At 43.1% G+C, this 17,153-nt stretch carries 13 protein-coding genes and 5 tRNA genes; 2 read left to right on the top strand and 16 right to left on the bottom strand.

All coding sequences use genetic code 11. The annotated features are described in order from the left end of the window. Positions 1–599 precede the first annotated feature (599 nt). The 10 genes from HC733_RS01000 to xerD form a co-directional block, all read right to left on the bottom strand. Positions 600–676, bottom strand: a tRNA-Arg gene (locus tag HC733_RS01000). A 65-nt stretch (positions 677–741) separates the two neighbouring features. After that, a tRNA-Arg gene (locus tag HC733_RS00995) sits at positions 742–818 on the bottom strand. A 148-nt stretch (positions 819–966) separates the two neighbouring features. Next, positions 967–1,043: transfer RNA gene (locus HC733_RS00990), tRNA-Arg, on the bottom strand. A gap of 53 nt (positions 1,044–1,096) precedes the next feature. Next, positions 1,097–1,173 (bottom strand) — tRNA-Arg (locus tag HC733_RS00985). A 25-nt stretch (positions 1,174–1,198) separates the two neighbouring features. Next, a tRNA-Ser gene (locus tag HC733_RS00980) sits at positions 1,199–1,291 on the bottom strand. 209 nt (positions 1,292–1,500) lie between these two features. Further along, on the bottom strand, positions 1,501–3,042 hold the full coding sequence (gene lysS, locus HC733_RS00975) for a lysine--tRNA ligase (RefSeq protein WP_190363195.1): 1,542 nt from the start codon (positions 3,040–3,042) through the stop codon (positions 1,501–1,503). Positions 3,043–3,069: 27 nt separating this feature from the next. After that, positions 3,070–4,168, bottom strand: a protein-coding gene (gene prfB, locus HC733_RS00970; protein ID WP_190363194.1) for a peptide chain release factor 2 whose coding sequence is annotated in 2 segments (ribosomal slippage) — positions 3,070–4,092 and positions 4,094–4,168 — 1,098 coding nt in all. Because the reading frame shifts where the segments join, the coding sequence is not laid out codon by codon here. Positions 4,169–4,291: 123 nt separating this feature from the next. Beyond that, a complete protein-coding gene (gene recJ, locus HC733_RS00965; protein WP_190363193.1) occupies positions 4,292–6,019 on the bottom strand; it encodes a single-stranded-DNA-specific exonuclease RecJ in 1,728 nt (575 codons plus the stop codon). A gap of 77 nt (positions 6,020–6,096) precedes the next feature. Further along, positions 6,097–6,849, bottom strand: coding sequence for a bifunctional protein-disulfide isomerase/oxidoreductase DsbC (gene dsbC, locus HC733_RS00960; RefSeq protein WP_190363192.1), 753 nt, complete (start codon positions 6,847–6,849; stop codon positions 6,097–6,099). A 63-nt stretch (positions 6,850–6,912) separates the two neighbouring features. After that, the gene (xerD, locus tag HC733_RS00955) at positions 6,913–7,836 is read right to left on the bottom strand and encodes a site-specific tyrosine recombinase XerD (RefSeq protein ID WP_190363191.1); all 924 of its coding nucleotides are present in this window, start codon (positions 7,834–7,836) and stop codon (positions 6,913–6,915) included. 80 nt (positions 7,837–7,916) lie between these two features. On the opposite strand from xerD, the gene fldB reads away from it, so the two are divergent. Next, complete coding sequence (fldB, locus tag HC733_RS00950; protein WP_190363190.1) at positions 7,917–8,438, top strand: flavodoxin FldB; 522 nt, start codon at positions 7,917–7,919, stop codon at positions 8,436–8,438. A gap of 19 nt (positions 8,439–8,457) precedes the next feature. Here fldB and HC733_RS00945 read toward each other — a convergent pair whose 3' ends face one another. Next, the gene (locus tag HC733_RS00945) at positions 8,458–8,952 is read right to left on the bottom strand and encodes a hypothetical protein (RefSeq protein WP_190363189.1); all 495 of its coding nucleotides are present in this window, start codon (positions 8,950–8,952) and stop codon (positions 8,458–8,460) included. Between the two features lie 30 nt (positions 8,953–8,982). Continuing rightward, entirely contained in the window at positions 8,983–9,684 is a 702-nt protein-coding gene (locus HC733_RS00940) for a tRNA1(Val) (adenine(37)-N6)-methyltransferase (protein WP_190363188.1), read from the bottom strand. A gap of 68 nt (positions 9,685–9,752) precedes the next feature. Here HC733_RS00940 and srmB point away from each other — a divergent pair, with 68 nt between their 5' ends. Further along, a complete protein-coding gene (gene srmB, locus HC733_RS00935) occupies positions 9,753–10,985 on the top strand; it encodes an ATP-dependent RNA helicase SrmB (RefSeq protein ID WP_190363187.1) in 1,233 nt (410 codons plus the stop codon). Between the two features lie 45 nt (positions 10,986–11,030). Here the strand turns inward: srmB and HC733_RS00930 are convergent, their stop codons facing one another. The 4 genes from HC733_RS00930 to yaaA all read right to left on the bottom strand — a co-directional run bounded on the left by HC733_RS00930 (position 11,031) and on the right by yaaA (position 17,134). Next, complete coding sequence (locus HC733_RS00930; RefSeq protein ID WP_190363186.1) at positions 11,031–13,688, bottom strand: ATP-binding protein; 2,658 nt, start codon at positions 13,686–13,688, stop codon at positions 11,031–11,033. 9 nt (positions 13,689–13,697) lie between these two features. Continuing rightward, entirely contained in the window at positions 13,698–14,984 is a 1,287-nt protein-coding gene (locus HC733_RS00925) for an ABC transporter substrate-binding protein (RefSeq protein ID WP_190363185.1), read from the bottom strand. A gap of 155 nt (positions 14,985–15,139) precedes the next feature. Continuing rightward, on the bottom strand, positions 15,140–16,309 hold the full coding sequence (locus tag HC733_RS00920; protein WP_190363184.1) for an MFS transporter: 1,170 nt from the start codon (positions 16,307–16,309) through the stop codon (positions 15,140–15,142). Positions 16,310–16,354: 45 nt separating this feature from the next. After that, on the bottom strand, positions 16,355–17,134 hold the full coding sequence (yaaA, locus tag HC733_RS00915) for a peroxide stress protein YaaA (RefSeq protein ID WP_190363183.1): 780 nt from the start codon (positions 17,132–17,134) through the stop codon (positions 16,355–16,357). Between the last annotated feature and the right edge of the window lie 19 nt (positions 17,135–17,153).

Here is a 17,153-nt window from a genome sequence, read left to right as displayed (position 1 = left end):
CCATTGGCACGTGAAAATCAAACAACAAAAACGTTAGATGGTTAACCGACTCTAAAGATGGCAATCCAAATTGAACAACCTCAGTTTTTTGAAAAACCGAGATTTTCAGAATCGACTATTTAATAAATTAAACAAAACTAAATTAAGCCTGACAGCGATAATTATCAAAAAACAAGCGTGTAAAGCTAGCATCTTTGATATTTTTAGCCAAAGCAACTTTCACCACTATTTACCAATTTTACTTAGGAGTTAGTAATTACAAAAGGTAAGGTTCAGTTTTTCCTGCTTTGCTAGCATGATTGTTTTTTTAAGTGTGTTGGGTTGAGCTGTGGTTTAGCCGAAGGCTTTTCACAATGGCTGATACTGGTTCACTTTTATAAACATATTCAAATTTCAGGCACAAAAAAACGACTGTCTTTTCAGAACATGCCGGTTGCTTGCTCACTTCTCACAGAAATGGCTGACGCGTGACGTACCTTGTAAGAGTGAACCTCTGGTTGTTTTACAAGTGCTTTATCTGGTGGGCTCAAATTTCAGGCACAAAAAAACCGACTGTCTTTTCAGACCATGTCGGTTGATTGCTCACTTCTGTTAAGAAGTGGCGGACGCGGGAGGATTCGAACCTCCGACCGCCTGGTTCGTAGCCAGGTACTCTATCCAGCTGAGCTACGCGTCCGTCGTTTAAGTATCTTTTACATCTCCACTTACTAGATGCCCTTTTATTAACCACTTAGAGAAAAGTGGCGGACGCGGGAGGATTCGAACCTCCGACCGCCTGGTTCGTAGCCAGGTACTCTATCCAGCTGAGCTACGCGTCCGCAATTAAGTATCTTTTACATCTTTACTTACTAGATGCTCTTTTATTAACCACTTAGAGAAAAGTGGCGGACGCGGGACATATCTTGAGAGAGTGAACCTCCGACCGCCTACATCGCAGCTCTCTATTTTTTACCACTTAGAGAAAAGTGGCGGACGCGGGAGGATTCGAACCTCCGACCGCCTGGTTCGTAGCCAGGTACTCTATCCAGCTGAGCTACGCGTCCGTCGTGAATGTTACATTTTCCAATGTCTCTATATTTTACCACTTAGAGAAAAGTGGCGGACGCGGGAGGATTCGAACCTCCGACCGCCTGGTTCGTAGCCAGGTACTCTATCCAGCTGAGCTACGCGTCCGTTACAAGAAACCATGTTTAAAACATGGCGGAGAGGGAGGGATTCGAACCCTCGATAGGGCTACAAACCCTATACTCCCTTAGCAGGGGAGCGCCTTCGGCCACTCGGCCACCTCTCCGTCTTGTGGATGCGTATAATAAAGGCTTACGAAAATAAGTCAAACACTTTTATGGCAAAATTGGACTGTATGCTCATAGAATGTGCAGCTTTTAAATCATTTAGGTGATGCTGTTTAACTTTTCAACATTTTGTCAATAAAAATACGGATAAGCTAGCAAAACATACAAAAAAAGCCGCTCAACAAGCGGCTTTTTAGTAACGTTTAAATTAGTCAGCTTGAGGACGCATATGCGGGAACAAGATAACGTCTTTAATCGTTGGTGAGTCAGTAAATAACATCACTAAACGGTCAATACCAATCCCCTCACCTGCAGTTGGCGGTAAACCATACTCAAGTGCCTGGATATAGTCTTCGTCAAAGTGCATAGCTTCGTCGTCACCAGCATCTTTTTCTTCAACTTGGCGTGCAAAACGCGCAGCTTGATCTTCTGCATCATTAAGCTCAGAGAAACCATTAGCGAGTTCACGTCCACCTACAAAGAACTCAAAGCGGTCAGTGATGAACGGATTTTCATCGTTACGACGTGCCAGCGGCGATACTTCCCACGGGTATTCTGTGATGAAAGTCGGTTGGATAAGCTTATGCTCTGCTACTTCTTCGAAGATCTCACATAAGTACTTTCCTGGGCCCCATACGCAGTTTTCTGGAATTTTCACATGAATTTGCTTAGCAAATGCTTTCAACTCTTCAAAATGGTTCTCTGGGTCTTTGAAAACATGTGCTTGTGCAGCAGCTGCTTCTGAGTGCTCAATAATCGCATCCGCCATCGATAGACGCGCAAATGGCTGACCAAAGTCATACTCTATAGTATCAACAACTTCGCCATCAGCGTTCTTCGTTGTATTCACAACCGTCGTGGTACCTAACACATCTTGTGCCACGGTGCGTAACATATCTTCCGTTAGGTTCATCAAGTCATTGTAGTCAGCGTAAGCTTGGTAGAACTCGATCATCGTGAATTCAGGGTTATGGCGTGTCGATAAACCTTCGTTACGGAAGTTACGGTTAATTTCAAATACACGGTCAAACCCACCAACCACTAAGCGTTTTAGATAAAGCTCAGGTGCAATACGTAGATACATGTCGATATCAAGTGCATTGTGGTGAGTCACAAACGGACGTGCCGAAGCACCACCGGGGATCACCTGTAGCATTGGCGTTTCAACTTCCATAAAGTCACGCTCAGCTAGGAAACGACGAATACCCTCAATCACTTTTGAACGGATACGGAACGTTTCACGCGTTTCCATGTTTGTGATCAAGTCAACATAACGTTGACGATACTTAGCTTCTTGGTCCGTTAAACCGTGGAATTTCTCTGGCAATGGACGCAATGACTTAGTAAGTAGCTCATATTCAACCATGTCTACGTACAAATCACCTTTACCAGATTTGTGTACTGGACCTTTCACACCAATAATGTCGCCAATATCTAATTGACCATACTTAGCTTTTAGGTCTTGTTGTACTTCTTTTGAAGCGTATGCCTGAATACGGCCTTTCATATCTTGCAATACTAAGAAAGGACCACGTTTAGCTAGAATACGACCTGCAACAGCTGCTTGGCAGTCTAATTCAACCAACTCTTCTTTAGATTTATCACCAAGCTTAGCCTGTAGATCAGCCGTATAGTCTTCACGGCGGAAGCTGTTAGGATGGCCATTGGCTTTGCAATTCTCGCGAATCGCATCCAACTTGGTACGACGCTCAGCAATGAGTTTATTTTCGTCTTGGATTTGATCTGTCATTTTTTAGCTCTTAGTTTAGCTTGTTGATTAAAGGCCTGATTTCAGGCTAGCTTCGATAAATTTGTCTAAATCACCGTCTAATACAGCTTGTGTATTGCGGTTTTCTACACCGGTACGTAAATCTTTAATACGCGAGTCATCTAATACATAAGAACGTATTTGACTACCCCATCCGATGTCAGATTTTGCGTCTTCTTGAGACTGCTTTTCAGCATTTTGCGCTTGCATTTCAAGCTCAAACAACTTGGCTTTTAACTGCTTCATAGCTTGCGCTTTGTTTTTATGTTGCGAACGTTCGTTTTGACACTGAACCACCGTATTTGTGGGTATGTGCGTAATACGAACCGCAGACTCGGTGGTGTTAACGTGCTGACCACCGGCACCCGATGCACGATATACGTCGATACGTAAATCAGCAGGGTTAATATCAATTTCAATATTATCGTCAACTTCTGGGTAAACAAATGCTGATGCAAACGACGTATGACGACGACCACTTGAGTCAAACGGACTTTTACGAACTAAACGGTGAACACCGGTTTCTGTGCGCAGCCAACCGTAAGCATATTCGCCAACAAAACGTACGGTTGCACCTTTGATACCAGCAACATCGCCGTCGGTTGCTTCAACCAGTTCCACTTTAAAGCCTTTTGCTTCACCCCAACGAAGGTACATACGCAGTAGCATGTTACACCAATCTTGTGCTTCAGTACCGCCAGAACCCGCTTGTAAATCTAAATATGCATCGTTGCTATCGTGTGCCCCTGAAAACATTCGACGGAATTCAAGTTTTTCCAAAGACTCCAGCAGCGCTGCTAATTCTTGCTGGGCTTCATCAAAGGTGTCCTGATCTTCCGCTTCAACGGCAAGCTCTACCAGGCCTTCAACATCATCAGTACCAGAAACCAAGTTATCGATAGTTTCAACAACTTCCTCTAACGCTGACTTTTCACGACCTAACGCCTGCGCCTTTTCCGGTTCGTTCCAGACGGCTGAATCTTCGAGTTCGGCATTAACTTCTTCTAAACGCTCTAATTTATGAGCGTAGTCAAAGATACCCCCGAAGTAGTTCAGTACGTTCGCGAATGTCCTTGATTTGATTAATCACAGGATTCACTTCAAACATGCACATTACTCCAAAAATTGCTCGATTTTCTATGGTTGCCGCTATTTCATATCTGACCAAGCGGCACCCCAATCATTAAACGTGCCATAGTAGCAAAATTTGTAGTCGCTATAAATGCCTTTATTAGGTAATTGCGCTGATTTCTCGCACGATTAACTGTAATGAAAACTTGCCTCTGAACTCGTTGATATCCAATTGATACGCAACCTGCGCTGAGGGCGCTTGCGTATTGGGCCATGCTTTTACATCAACATTGAAGGCTATGGCATCCACCAGCTTTCCAGATTGATGTTTTAACACCAATTTTAGATGTTTTTCCCCAACGATTCGCTGCTGAACTAATTCAAATTCCCCATAAAATACAGGTTCGGGAAAGTGCTGTCCCCAAGGCCCTGCTTGCTGCAACAGTTGCGCAAATTCCATGGAAAAACACTCGCCAGGAAGCGCGCCATCAGTCAACAGCACACTCTGTTTGTGCTCTTCAGACAAATTATCTGCAACGGTGCTAACAAACACTTGTTTGAATAGCTCAAAGTTACTTTCCTGTATCGTCAACCCTGCAGCCATTGCATGACCACCAAATTTTTCAATCAGCTCAGGGTATTGGCTATTGAGTGACTCTAATAAGTCCCTCATGTGTATGCCTTCGATAGAGCGACATGAGCCTTTGATTTCGCCGTTATCACCTTGCGCAAACACTACAGTAGGACGATGGTATTGCTCCTTGAGGCGCCCCGCCAAAATACCAATGACCCCTTGGTGCCAATCTTGTTGATAAAGACAGACGGCATCAGGCACACTTTGCGTACTCAAAACCAAGCGCTCTAGCACGGCTTGTGCTTCTTGTTGCATGCCCTGCTCTATTTCGCGGCGCTCATGGTTTAAGCTATCCAATTCGCTGGCAATGCGTCGTGCTTGATTGATATCTTTCGATAACAAACACGCGATCCCCAAGCTCATGTCATCTAAGCGCCCCGCCGCATTCAAACGCGGCGCCAAAGCAAAGCCAAAATCACTGGCACTGAGCCTTGCGGCATTACGATTAGAAACTTCAATGAGCGCCTCAATGCCAGGTCGAGTGTGACCACTGCGAATACGTGCCAACCCTTGGTAAACTAAAGTGCGATTATTAGCATCTAATGCCACCACGTCCGCCACGGTGCCAAGTGCAACAACATCTAATAAAGATGCTAAATTAGGCTCTGGAAGTTGATTGTTCGCAAAGTAATTTTGAGTTCGTAGTGTATGTCGAAGCGCCACCAGCAAATAAAAGGCCACCCCAACACCGGCAATAGACTTTGATGGAAACTGACAGCCATGTTGATTGGGGTTAACAATGGCATCGGCATTGGGTAATTGCTCACCTTGTAAGTGGTGGTCGGTGACAATAACTTGAATACCCGCTTGCTTAACGATATCAATCCCAGCGATACATGAAATACCGTTGTCTACCGTGATCACTAAATCAGGATTAAGCTGCACTATTTGCTCAGCAAGCGCGGGGCTTAATCCATAACCCAGACTAAACCTATCGGGTACCAAGTAATCTAACTGCTGATAGCCAAATTGCGCCAAGCCTTCCATTAACACGGTAGTACTGGTGGCGCCGTCTGCATCAAAGTCTCCTACAATCAATATTTTGGCTTGGGAGTAAAGCGCCGACTGTAAAATATCACATGCTTTGTCGATATCTTTAAACAGACGAAAATCAAGTAATGTACTGGCACGATTATCCAACTCCTCGGCCAATTGCACACCACGACTGGCATAAATCTGTTTGATCACAGGATGTAAGTGATTGGGCAAATGACTATCGTCAACACGTGGACGAGCTTTGATATGGGTATTCATGAACAACATAACCTTAAATTTGACGCAATAAAAAAGGCCTAGCGGCCTTTTTTAACTGGCTATTATTATACCTGCTATTAAGACTTATTGCCTTTATCTTCTAACATTTTTGCGAGTGAGTCTGCAGGTTGGTAACCTGGTATAAGCGTACCATCTTCAAGAATAATCGCAGGTGTACCTGACAAGCCAAAGCTTTGACCTAACTGATAATGTTCAGCCACAGGCGCACTGCAGTTTTCAACTTTAGCAACCTTTTGCCCTGCTTTTGCATCTGTTAGCGCTTGCGCAGCATCTTTTGCACACCAAACATTCATAAGATCTTCATAGCCAGAACCTTGTAAGCCACCACGTGGGTAAGCAAGGTATTTTACGGTAATGCCCGCAGATAAATAATCTTCTAACTCTCTGTGAAGTTTACGACAGTAACCACATGTGATGTCTGTAAAAACGGTGATTTGATGCTTTTCGTTCTCAGCTTTATAAACAATCATCGAATCGGTATACTGCGCCACACCGTCTTTGCGCACGCCACTAAGTGCTTGATCAGTCACGTTTACACGGTTTTCTAAGTCGATTAGATTGCCTTGCATTAAGTATTTACCGTCAGGTGACGCATACAGTACGCCTTTATCCGTCAATACGGTTTTCAAGCCTGCAACTGGGCTGCTTTCTACACTTTTAACAGTCACGCCTAGCTTAGCAAAGCTTTCTTTGATTGGGTCAACCGCTAAAGGAGCCATCATCGTTGCTTCTGATGTTGTGTCTATTTCAGTATTTGCGAGCGTTGAAAAACTGCATACCATTGCCGCTGCTAACATTAATTTTTTCATATCTATCTCTTAAAGTTATTATCCTATTTCCCCAGTAGACCGAGAATATCCAATAAAATTCCATCAAGCTCTAGGGTGATGTTGCTGATGTAAACTTTTTAGGCGCTCACTCGCAACATGCGTATAAATCTGCGTGGTCGATAAATCACTGTGTCCTAACATCATCTGCACGACTCTTAAATCAGCGCCATGATTGAGCAAATGTGTTGCAAAAGCATGACGTAAAGTATGTGGTGATAATGGCGACATTACGTGAGCCAAAATAGCATAGTGTTTAATTCGATGCCAAAAAGTTTGTCTCGTCATCCCAGTCCCTCGCTTTGAGGGAAACACAAAGTCAGTGGCGTGTTTAACCATTTGAGGTCGCCCTATTTTCAGAAACTGTTCAATATAATGCAATGCTTCCTCACCCATTGGCACCAATCGCTCTTTTCCGCCTTTGCCCTTAACGAACACCACAGCTTGTCGCAGATTTATCTGCTCCATTCTCAAACCAACCAGCTCAGTCACTCGTAGGCCCGTTGCATAAAGCAGCTCAAGCATTGCTTTATCTCTCAGTCCCATCGCATCACCTAAATCCGGCGCGTCGAGTAAGGCTTCAACTTCCTGCTCAGTGAGTGTTTTTGGCAATGACTGCACCATTTTAGGCTGCGCAATATTCAAAAGCGGCGTGTTGGTTATTTTCTTTTCGCGAATAAAAAAAAGATAAAACCGCTTTAGGGCACTGAGGGCTCTTGCAGTGCTTCGCGCTTTCAAGCCCAGATCATGGCGATGCGCTAAATAGGCTTCAATATGATCACCTTCGACACAAAGGAGCGATTTATTAAAAGTCACTTGGATAAAGTGAGCACATTTTTCTATATCACTTCGATAAGCTGCTAGGGTATTTTCACTCAACCCTTGCTCTAAAAATAATGAGTCTAAAAATAGTTCTATATATTCTGCATTTTCGCCGCTTAGCGGTGTAGTTGATTGTTGCTCGCTCACAGGCTTCCTGTATCAATTTGCTACGTCATGAGGTAGACTTCGCGCCTATCATAACAGTCAATTTAAAAGTGATAAATACCATGCAGATCGGGTTATTTTACGGTTCAACTACTTGCTACACTGAAATGGCTGCGGAGAAGATCCGCGATATCATTGGTGACGATATCGTTTCATTACACAACATTAAAGACGAACCACTTAGTAATGCCCAACAGTATGACTTTTTGATCTTCGGGATTTCAACCTGGGATTTTGGCGAGTTGCAAGAAGATTGGGAATCACGCTGGGACGATATTGATAGCGTTAATCTTGCGGGCAAAACTATCGCATTATTTGGCATGGGCGACCAACAAGGCTATGGGCAGTGGTTTCAAGATGCGCTAGGTATGCTCCATGATAAAATTGCGCCACAAGGCGTGCAGTTTTTGGGCTATTGGCCAAACACACCAGACTATGAGTTTGAAGCATCCAAAGCACTCACTGAAGATAAAAAGCACTTTGTTGGCTTAGCCCTTGATGAGGAAAGCCAATATGATAAAAGTGATGAGCGCATAGAGACTTGGATAGCACAAATAATGACTGAGTACAGTGATACGCTCTAACTTTTTCAGTGACCTCCAACTAGGCCCAAGACACCTCGCGTATCCAACAACGCATATGAGGAAAGCCACGTTCAGGGTCTAGCATATCCCATGCACCTAGCAGCGGATAACCAAATCCTCCATTTCCAGAGAATACAGTTATCCAGTGAGCACTTTGCCCTTTGTATCCATGCGGATGGAACACTACCTCAAGTGGTAAACCTATATGTTTAATCGCTGCAACAGACCAAGCTATTGCAGCCATTTCCTCGCCATGCATCCAATCCTTATTACGACCACTTTGATACACATTATCACTGAGGAGATGCCGCTCTTTTGGTTCACACACAGCAACGTGGCCCGCTTCATGGAGGATGTCGCCAGGATACATTAGATTCTCTAAATCTATCTGCAACACGCCTTGTTCAAGCTTCAACCCCGGTAAAAAAGTTTTTTTACCGCTCAGATTCTTAAACTCAAATGGCAGCTGTATTTGCTTTAAAAAAGACAGTATCTTCTCAGTTTTTTCTATCATTATTGTCCTTAAAAAATTAAACGCAACACCTTACATTTTGGCATAAAAATCTCTGCACAAAGCAATAAATGCGTCACTATAGCCACCTTCTGAGTTTTGTATACATAAAGCATCAGTTTGTGCTACCAGCCCACTGTCATAGCCGAACTCAAGTAAGCTTCGCGTGGGAGGCTTATATTCTGTCGTCGTAACCAAACACTCCCGTTGTAGTGATAACCCTTCGCTCTGTGCCAGCGATTTAAACTGCATCGTTTCAATACATGGCAAAATCAGTGCAAGTCGGGAGCCTTGGTGACTGAAGCGAATAAAAGCACTGATTAACTCACTAAACGACAAGCTGTCAGTATGGCGGGCAGTATTGCGCGCTTGATTGGGCCCTTTTAAACTGGCGTTGAAGTAAGGCGGATTACAAATCACTACATCAAACGCTTCAGTGGTATTAAACGTTCGAATATCATCTTGATGTAGTTGAATATCAGGCCAAGGACTATGCCAAATATTCGCAAAGGCGTCTTTATACGCACCTTCATCAATTTCAACTGCCTCAATCTCAAGCTCTGGCGCGCGCTGTTTACACATTAATGAAAGCAGCCCTGTTCCACAACCAATATCCAATAAGCGATTGGCACCACTTAAGTTTGCCCATGCGCCTAACAAAATTCCATCTGTCGAAACCTTCATTGCGGTGTTCGATTGTTGTACCTTAAATTGTTTAAATGCAAACCCAGACATGATTCACCTTTTCCAAAATAGCCATCACGCGTATAATTGCTCACATTGTCCTTTATTTATGATGCATTATGCAATTTTCTGAATTCGATCTTGATCCAAAAGTTTTAACCGCCATTAGTAAAATGGGTTTCGAAACAGCCACGAGTATTCAGCAGCTGGCTATTCCGGAGGCCTTAATTGGCCGCGACATTTTAGCCTCAGCTCCAACCGGTACAGGTAAAACCGCTGCATTTTTGATCCCAGCAATTCAGTATTTGCTTGATTTTCCTCGTAAAGACCCAGGGTTTGCACGCGTACTCATTATGGCACCTACCCGTGAACTGGCTTATCAAGTACATGAGCAATGTCAGTTACTCGCTGCCAACACTCGTTTACGCATTGGTGTTGTCACTGGGGGCATAAACTACGGCAGCCATAAAGAAATTTTTGAAAAGAACAACGATATTCTCATCGCCACCCCAGGCCGTTTGATGGAATATCTTGAAACTGAAAACTTCCATGCTGAAAATGTTGAATTGCTCATTTTAGATGAAGCAGACCGCATGCTGGATTTAGGTTTCAAAAAAGAAATGCTACGAATTTGTGATGAAGCCAAAAACCGTCGTCAGTGCTTTTTATTCTCTGCCACATTAGAAGGTGACAGTGTCGAATTATTTGCTGAGCGTATTTTAAATGATCCAGCCTTGCTAGAAGCAGAGTCATCACGCAAAGAAAAAGCAAAAATTCACCAATGGGTGCACTTAGCGGATGACTACAAGCACAAACTCGCTATGCTAACCCATTTGCTGCAAAACGAAGAAGAAGTGCAAAAGGCCATCGTCTTTGTTAAAACCCGTGAACGTCTAGAACAACTGGTTGGCGAGTTATACTCTAACGATATCAAAACAACATGGCTACGCGGCGAAATGCCTCAAGATAAACGCATGACTGCGATGGCAAATTTTCACAGCGGTAGAACTCGCATTTTAATCGCCACGGATGTTGCAGCCAGAGGTATTGATGTACCTGACATCACCCATGTGATTAACTTTGATATGCCACGCACAGCGGATGTTTATGTACACCGCATTGGTCGTACTGGTCGTGCTGGTAAAAAAGGCACAGCGATATCATTTGTCGAAGCACATGATGCAGCCATCTTGAAAAAGGTCGAACGTTACACCGAGCAGAGCTTAAAACGTCGTGTAATTAAAGGGTTAGAGCATCAGCATAAAGAAGCTAAGTTACCTAAGAAGAAAAAAGACCCAGTAAAAATCAAAGCCAAGAAAAAGCTAAAGGCGAAGCAAAAGAAAAAGAAATAATAGTTGCACATTAATTCAGCCTAAAGTGACATCATTGGATGTACTTTAGGCTGATGTGTTTTGCTCCAGATACTGCAGTAGTACCATTTTAAGTTTGTCTATTTCGATTGGCTTAGTAATAAAGTTGTCCATACCACTGGCTATCGCTTTGTCGTAATCCTCCGACATCGCATTAGCTGAAAGCCCACAGATTGGCATAGTTAATTTCAATTCATTGCGAATAAATTGCGTTGCACTAAACCCATCCATGACTGGCATTTGTATGTCCATTAGCACCAAGTCGTAAGCATAAGGCGTATTGCTGAGTTTATTAACCGCTTGGCGTCCATCTTCGGCAATATCAGCTTGTAGCCCCAAAGAGGTAAGTAGTTTTTCGGCCACCATCTGGTTAACCGCATTGTCTTCAACAAGCAGAACACGTCCTTTAAGATTAAGCTCAATTTCAGGCTGTATCGCTATATGAGCGCGCTGACTTTCATGTTTGAATAACTTGCAAATGTAGTTATAAAAGGTGCCATAAGTGAATGGCATTTCTAGCACCAGCGTATCTCTGGCAATACCGGCACGCGTCAGTAATACGGCATCTCGCTTATCGATGACCACACATAAGCCTGCACTGTAATGCTGCAAAGATGCAATATCTGATAAGCAAATAGATTTGGACATCTCATTATCAAGTATCAATACAACGTTCAGCTCACTCAACTGTTGCTGCGTTATACCGCTTACCTTTTCAGCATCAAGATAGCTCACTTCACAGTTATTTACTGCTAGATACTTACTGATAATACGTGTGGTTTTATCTGTTTGCCGATGACACACAATAGAAACACTAAAGTTGTGACCCTCAGATAATTTATTTTCTAGAAGGTTAGTTGCAGGTCGAAGTTTAAGTAATACCGAAAAAGTTGACCCTTTATCAATTTCAGAGTGCACACTCACACTGCCATGCATCAGCTCGCACAGCTGCTTGACTATTGCCAACCCCAAACCCGTGCCACCAAACTTTCGACTTGTAGACACATCGGCTTGAGAGAACTGCTCAAACACATCGTTTTGATGCTGCTGTGTCATACCAATTCCAGTATCTTCAACATCAATCCCTAAAATCACCTCCCCTGTGGCGCTATCATAAGTAGACACTCGCAACTCAACGCCACCAAGAGAGGTAAATTTAATGGCGTTGTTGCATAAATTGAGAATAATTTGCGTGATCCGAACTTCGTCCCCCACTACGTGGCTAACTTCTGTTGGGCTTATGCATCTAAAATACAAGTTTTTCTCAGCTGCGCGTAAACTTACTGAAGCCAGTATATTGTCGAGCATTTTATCTAGCTCAAACTCTTTTTCTTCAATGTCCAATTTGCCCGCTTCAATTTTTGAGAAATCTAAAATATCGTTTATCACAGCCATCAGCACACCACTTGAGTAGTCTATTTTATCGATGCATTCTCTTTGCTCAGTAGATAAATCAGACGTTTTTAACAGCTCAATTAAGCCGATAATACCATTCATTGGCGTGCGAATTTCGTGACTCATATTGGCTAAGAATAAGCTCTTTGATACCGTGGCTTGCTCTGCCTCCTTTTGCTTTGCCGCTAACTCTTTATTCAATTCTTTTTGCTCTAATACCAATTCTTTGGTGCGCTCAAACAGCTCTGTCGTTTGCAAATTTTTATTATGAAATACACTGGCAGCTACAGATAGCTGGCCAATCTCATCTTCGCGATTAAGATATGGAATATCCTCAACATGCAAGTTATTACTCAAGCGTTTAAATAGCACCGTGAGCGAGCGGATCGGCCGGATCACTCTGAGAATAAGCAACGCGGCATAAAGGGCAACCAATACTATACTCAGCATAATGAATAAATCGCTGCGTGATTGCAAAGCGCTTGTTACTTCTTTGGCTGAGGCAATTTTATCTTGCACTAGCTGCTGTTCTTGAGCGCGCAGCTTAGTTGATAAGTGCAGAATTTCATTGGCAGTGCCAGGTAAAACCACGTTGGTTAAATACAAATACCCACGAATAGTTTGATGGAGCTTTCTAAATGCGGTGCTCATATTTTGAAAATGCTCTTTTACCACAGCGTTTGTTAATTGCCACTTACCTTGGGATACATATTGATTAAAGTCCTTTACATGCGCCGCATTTTGCGTCATCAAATACGCGAGTACGGCGTTATGCGCTTTGATTAAATTCAGTGTTGCCATGGCTTGTTGATTTGGGTCTAGTTCTTTATCTATGGCTGACTGAGCAGCATTCATAACAACAAGTAACTCGTCTTGATATAAAGATTGTCGCTTTTCTCGACCGGACACGGCAACTGCTAAGTTATCTTTGTAATCACCAAGGTGGCTTTGCATGCGAACTATCATGCCATTAACGTCTTCTGTGCTATGAGGCGTTTTGCTGATTTGAGCAAGCAGGGCCTCAATCTTAGCAATTAATTCATTACTGCGATTTACCGCAGCAGTACTAGCAGATTGCTTAAAAATTAAAACATTACGTTGTAAGTCTATCACTGACAGCTCAAGCAAATAGGCTCTTTCAGCAAGCTTGGTAGAGCTGGCTACTTCACTGTCTCTTTGTGCCAGTAATTTATAACTGGCCTTAGTCAAATAAGCCGATGCCAGAACCAGTAAGCTGATACACAGTAAACCCAAACTAAGCTGAAATGCTAGAGAGCGGTAAAACGTCATACACTTCTCCTAGCTAATAAACTCGTACCACTTTTGCAAGCTGTAGTCATAACTGGGCATGACCGTGTTCCAAACAGCAACGTTACTAAAGCGCTTCAGATAACTACCGCCCGTGCGCACTTCGCCTTGCTTAACTGACAACTTACCATCAGTGCCAGTCAAGTTTTGCGCGGCGGGAAGCCCTTCATACCAATAATCCCATTCAGTTTTAGACAAGAAAGATTTGGCCCGTTGAGGGTTTGAAATGTAGTAACCTTGTCTTGCAATAAAAGCTCCAGGCCAGCCTGATAGCCACCAATTCATGTAGTCATAAGCCGCATCTTTAACCGCACCAGTCGTTGCTGATGATAAGCACATTACGCCATGCCAACCTCGATACCCTTCTTTAGGCGCAGCATAAATTACCGGCACATTCTGACCATTGAGCGCAGAGACAGCAGGCGAAAACATACTTTCAATTACCACTCGGTTACTTTTCATAAAATCAACCGATTCGGGTACCGATGTCCAAAAACCGCTAAAATGCCCTTGCTGTTTAAAGTCACTCAATACTTTGAATAATTGGTCTAGCTCATCGTTGGTGATATTACCGATATTTGCAAAGCTCACTAAGCGCTGAGCTTGTGCAGCAAGCGCCAAATCAAACAAGCCTATGGTAGGTGCGTTCACTATGCCAACTTTACCTCTGTATGCTTTCTCAAGTAGCCACCCCCAACTCTCAGTTTTATATGGCACTCCGGGTGCAATAACATCGGTGTTATAGCCAAATGAATCTACATTATGAACATAAGGTAAGTAACTTATAAAATCACTTTCTTGATCTGAGAGGGTTTGATCTTCTTGAACATGAAGCAATTTGTAGGGGGCATCTCCAGCACCAATTTTTGCGCTTGGCTGCAGACGGCCCGTTTTTGTTAGCGAGTTGATTTCATTCCAATATGTTAGTCGTTTTTTTTCAATTGGTTGAATTGAGCCTGAGTACCATAATACGTTGATGCTGTTTGACCACTGTTCATATAAATCGAATGACTCAGGTGCCATTGCCGCTTTTTGTAGTACTGCTGCACTACCTTTTGGTTCATAGACTAAATTGATGCCTAAGTCCTTTTGTGCCTGCTCTTTAAGAGCTTGTTGCAGCGTAACATGTGTGCCTAACACTCTTACTGTTTGGACTTTTTTGGCAAAAACATACGGCGCTTTAAAACCCAACACACTACACACACCAACACTTGCAGCTTGTTTGAGTAGCTTTCTCTTACCTTGATCAACCCCACTACGCAACGATTTATCTGTCATAAAATTTCCTTACAAACACACGCTTTTAGTAGCTCATTCGCTCTAATTTTATCCAAGTATAGAAGAGGGGTAGCTATTTGGCTTGCGGCAAGGACAATTAATGAACGCTCAGATAGTGAGTATAAAACAAGCAGAAGATGTGAATAACAACCGTGTTAAGTCAATAAAGATAAACGCTTTTGCGCCAGTCTATAAAAGTTTACGGCTAACAAAGTGAAAATCATGACCGGCATTGCGGCAAAGTTTAACACTTGCCAACCAATCGCTGACTCAAGCCAACCTGCGGCCAAAGATGACATGGCAACCATACTAAATACCAAAAACTCATTACTGGCCTGAGCTTTTGCTCGTTCGTGCTCATGGTAGGTTTCGCTTACCATGTGAGTGGCTGAGATAAACATAAAGTTCCATCCAACCCCAAGCAAACATAACGCGAGCAAAAAGTGCCAGTGAGTAACACCAAGTAAATTAATGGCGCAACACCCTAGAACCGCAAAAACGCCTGCCGTCATAACATGAGTTTGACCGAATCGTGTTATTAACTTTGCGGTAAAAAATGACGGCACAAACATGCCCAAAACGTGCCACTCAATCACCAGCGCCGAGTCACTTAGGTCAAAACCATGGCGATGCATTGCCAGCGGGGTCGCCGTCATCAGTAAATTCATGGTTGTATAGCTGGTCATTGCAACCAACACCGCAGTAATAAATTTAGGCTGACTGATAATTTGTTTTAAAGGACGTGGAGTTTGCAGGCTCTTTTTATGATCTACTTCGTTAAACGTCACCGCTTGCAGTAGCCCTAAAGCAAGGCAATACAGTGCAGATAAAGCAATAAACACATTGGCATAGTTTATTGATACATAATGCTCATTGACCCAAACTGCGATATTAGGCCCCAAAACTGCCGCAACGACACCACTTGCCATAATCGTTGAGATAGCCGTTGCTGGATTGTCGCTTGCCTCTATTGCAGCAAAACGATACAAGGTGGCAAAGCCAATGCCAATACCAATTAAAAAAGTGGCAAAGCTAAACAACCAAAACGCACTTTCAGTTAACGCGTAAAAGCCTAGTATCGTGCCACTAATACCAATGAGGTTACCTAATGAAAAACCAACCCGACGGCCAACTTTCGCCATAATTAAAGAAGCAGGAATCGTCGTGAGCAAAAGACCTAGCATTTGTGTTGCCACTGGAAACGTCGTAAATCCATCGCTTGGACTAAGCGCTTGACCAACCAAGGCTGAAATCGTAACTAGCAAGATGTTTCCAGTAGTAATTAAGCCCTGACAAATTGCCAGTAACAACACATTTTTATTCATACTGCTTCCATTATATTGGCTTTCTACTTAAGCCAAATGGTTGAATTAGTTTTGCTCAGCCCTTAAAAAAACCGGCTCATGTTCTTTTGTCGTTGCGTCTTCACTAAAATAATATCCAGCCACGTCAAAGTGCTTTAATTCCTCAACAGAAGTAACTTGGTTTTCCATGATATATCTTGCCATCATGCCTCGCGCTTTTTTCGCGTAAAAGCTAATTACCTTGTATTGCCCATTTTTGCAGTCTTTAAAGGTTGGCGTGATAATATCTGCTTTGAGTGTTTTTTTATCAACCGCTTTAAAGTACTCATTTGACGCTAAGTTTACCAGCAAAGTGGCCTTTGCTTGCTCAAGCGCTTCATTGAGCTTTTGAGCAATAATTGTTCCCCAAAACTCATATAAGTTTTTACCACGACCATTATCAAGTTTAGTACCCATTTCTAGCCGATACGCTTGCATCAAATCCAGTGGTTTTAGCACCCCATACAGGCCCGACAAAATTCTTAAATGATCTTGCGCATATGCCAGCGCTTGTTCACTTAACGTGCTCGCTTCAAGGCCAGTGTATACATCGCCGTTAAAAGCAAGTACCGCAGGCTTTGCGTTATCTTGAGTAAATGGTTGTGACCACTGACTAAAACGCGCCACATTCAACCCCGCAAGCTTATCACTTATTTTCATTAAGCTTGCTACTTGTTGTGGTGATAACGTACGACATACCTTAATGAGCTCTTCGCTGTGCTCTAATAATTCAGGCTGAGTAAACTGCGTGACAGTAGATGGGGTTTCAAAATCTAAGTTTTTTGCGGGTGAGATTACCGTGATCATTGCGGGCCTATTGACTTAA

The sequence above is a fragment of the Pseudoalteromonas sp. S16_S37 genome (assembly GCF_014694405.1).
In the GTDB taxonomy this organism is placed as follows: Bacteria; Pseudomonadota; Gammaproteobacteria; order Enterobacterales; family Alteromonadaceae; genus Pseudoalteromonas.
Note: the sequence above shows the minus strand (reverse complement) of the source record. Positions and strands in the feature narration are given on the sequence as shown.

Coding starts and splice junctions, on each gene's coding strand:
- lysS (WP_190363195.1), bottom strand. CDS start 3,042: ATGACAGATCAAATCCAAGACGAAAATAAACTCATTGCTGAGCGTCGT.
- recJ (WP_190363193.1), bottom strand. CDS start 6,019: ATGAATACCCATATCAAAGCTCGTCCACGTGTTGACGATAGTCATTTG.
- dsbC (WP_190363192.1), bottom strand. CDS start 6,849: ATGAAAAAATTAATGTTAGCAGCGGCAATGGTATGCAGTTTTTCAACG.
- fldB (WP_190363190.1), top strand. CDS start 7,917: ATGCAGATCGGGTTATTTTACGGTTCAACTACTTGCTACACTGAAATG.
- HC733_RS00945 (WP_190363189.1), bottom strand. CDS start 8,952: ATGATAGAAAAAACTGAGAAGATACTGTCTTTTTTAAAGCAAATACAG.
- HC733_RS00940 (WP_190363188.1), bottom strand. CDS start 9,684: ATGTCTGGGTTTGCATTTAAACAATTTAAGGTACAACAATCGAACACC.
- srmB (WP_190363187.1), top strand. CDS start 9,753: ATGCAATTTTCTGAATTCGATCTTGATCCAAAAGTTTTAACCGCCATT.
- HC733_RS00930 (WP_190363186.1), bottom strand. CDS start 13,688: ATGACGTTTTACCGCTCTCTAGCATTTCAGCTTAGTTTGGGTTTACTG.
- HC733_RS00925 (WP_190363185.1), bottom strand. CDS start 14,984: ATGACAGATAAATCGTTGCGTAGTGGGGTTGATCAAGGTAAGAGAAAG.
- HC733_RS00920 (WP_190363184.1), bottom strand. CDS start 16,309: ATGAATAAAAATGTGTTGTTACTGGCAATTTGTCAGGGCTTAATTACT.
- yaaA (WP_190363183.1), bottom strand. CDS start 17,134: ATGATCACGGTAATCTCACCCGCAAAAAACTTAGATTTTGAAACCCCA.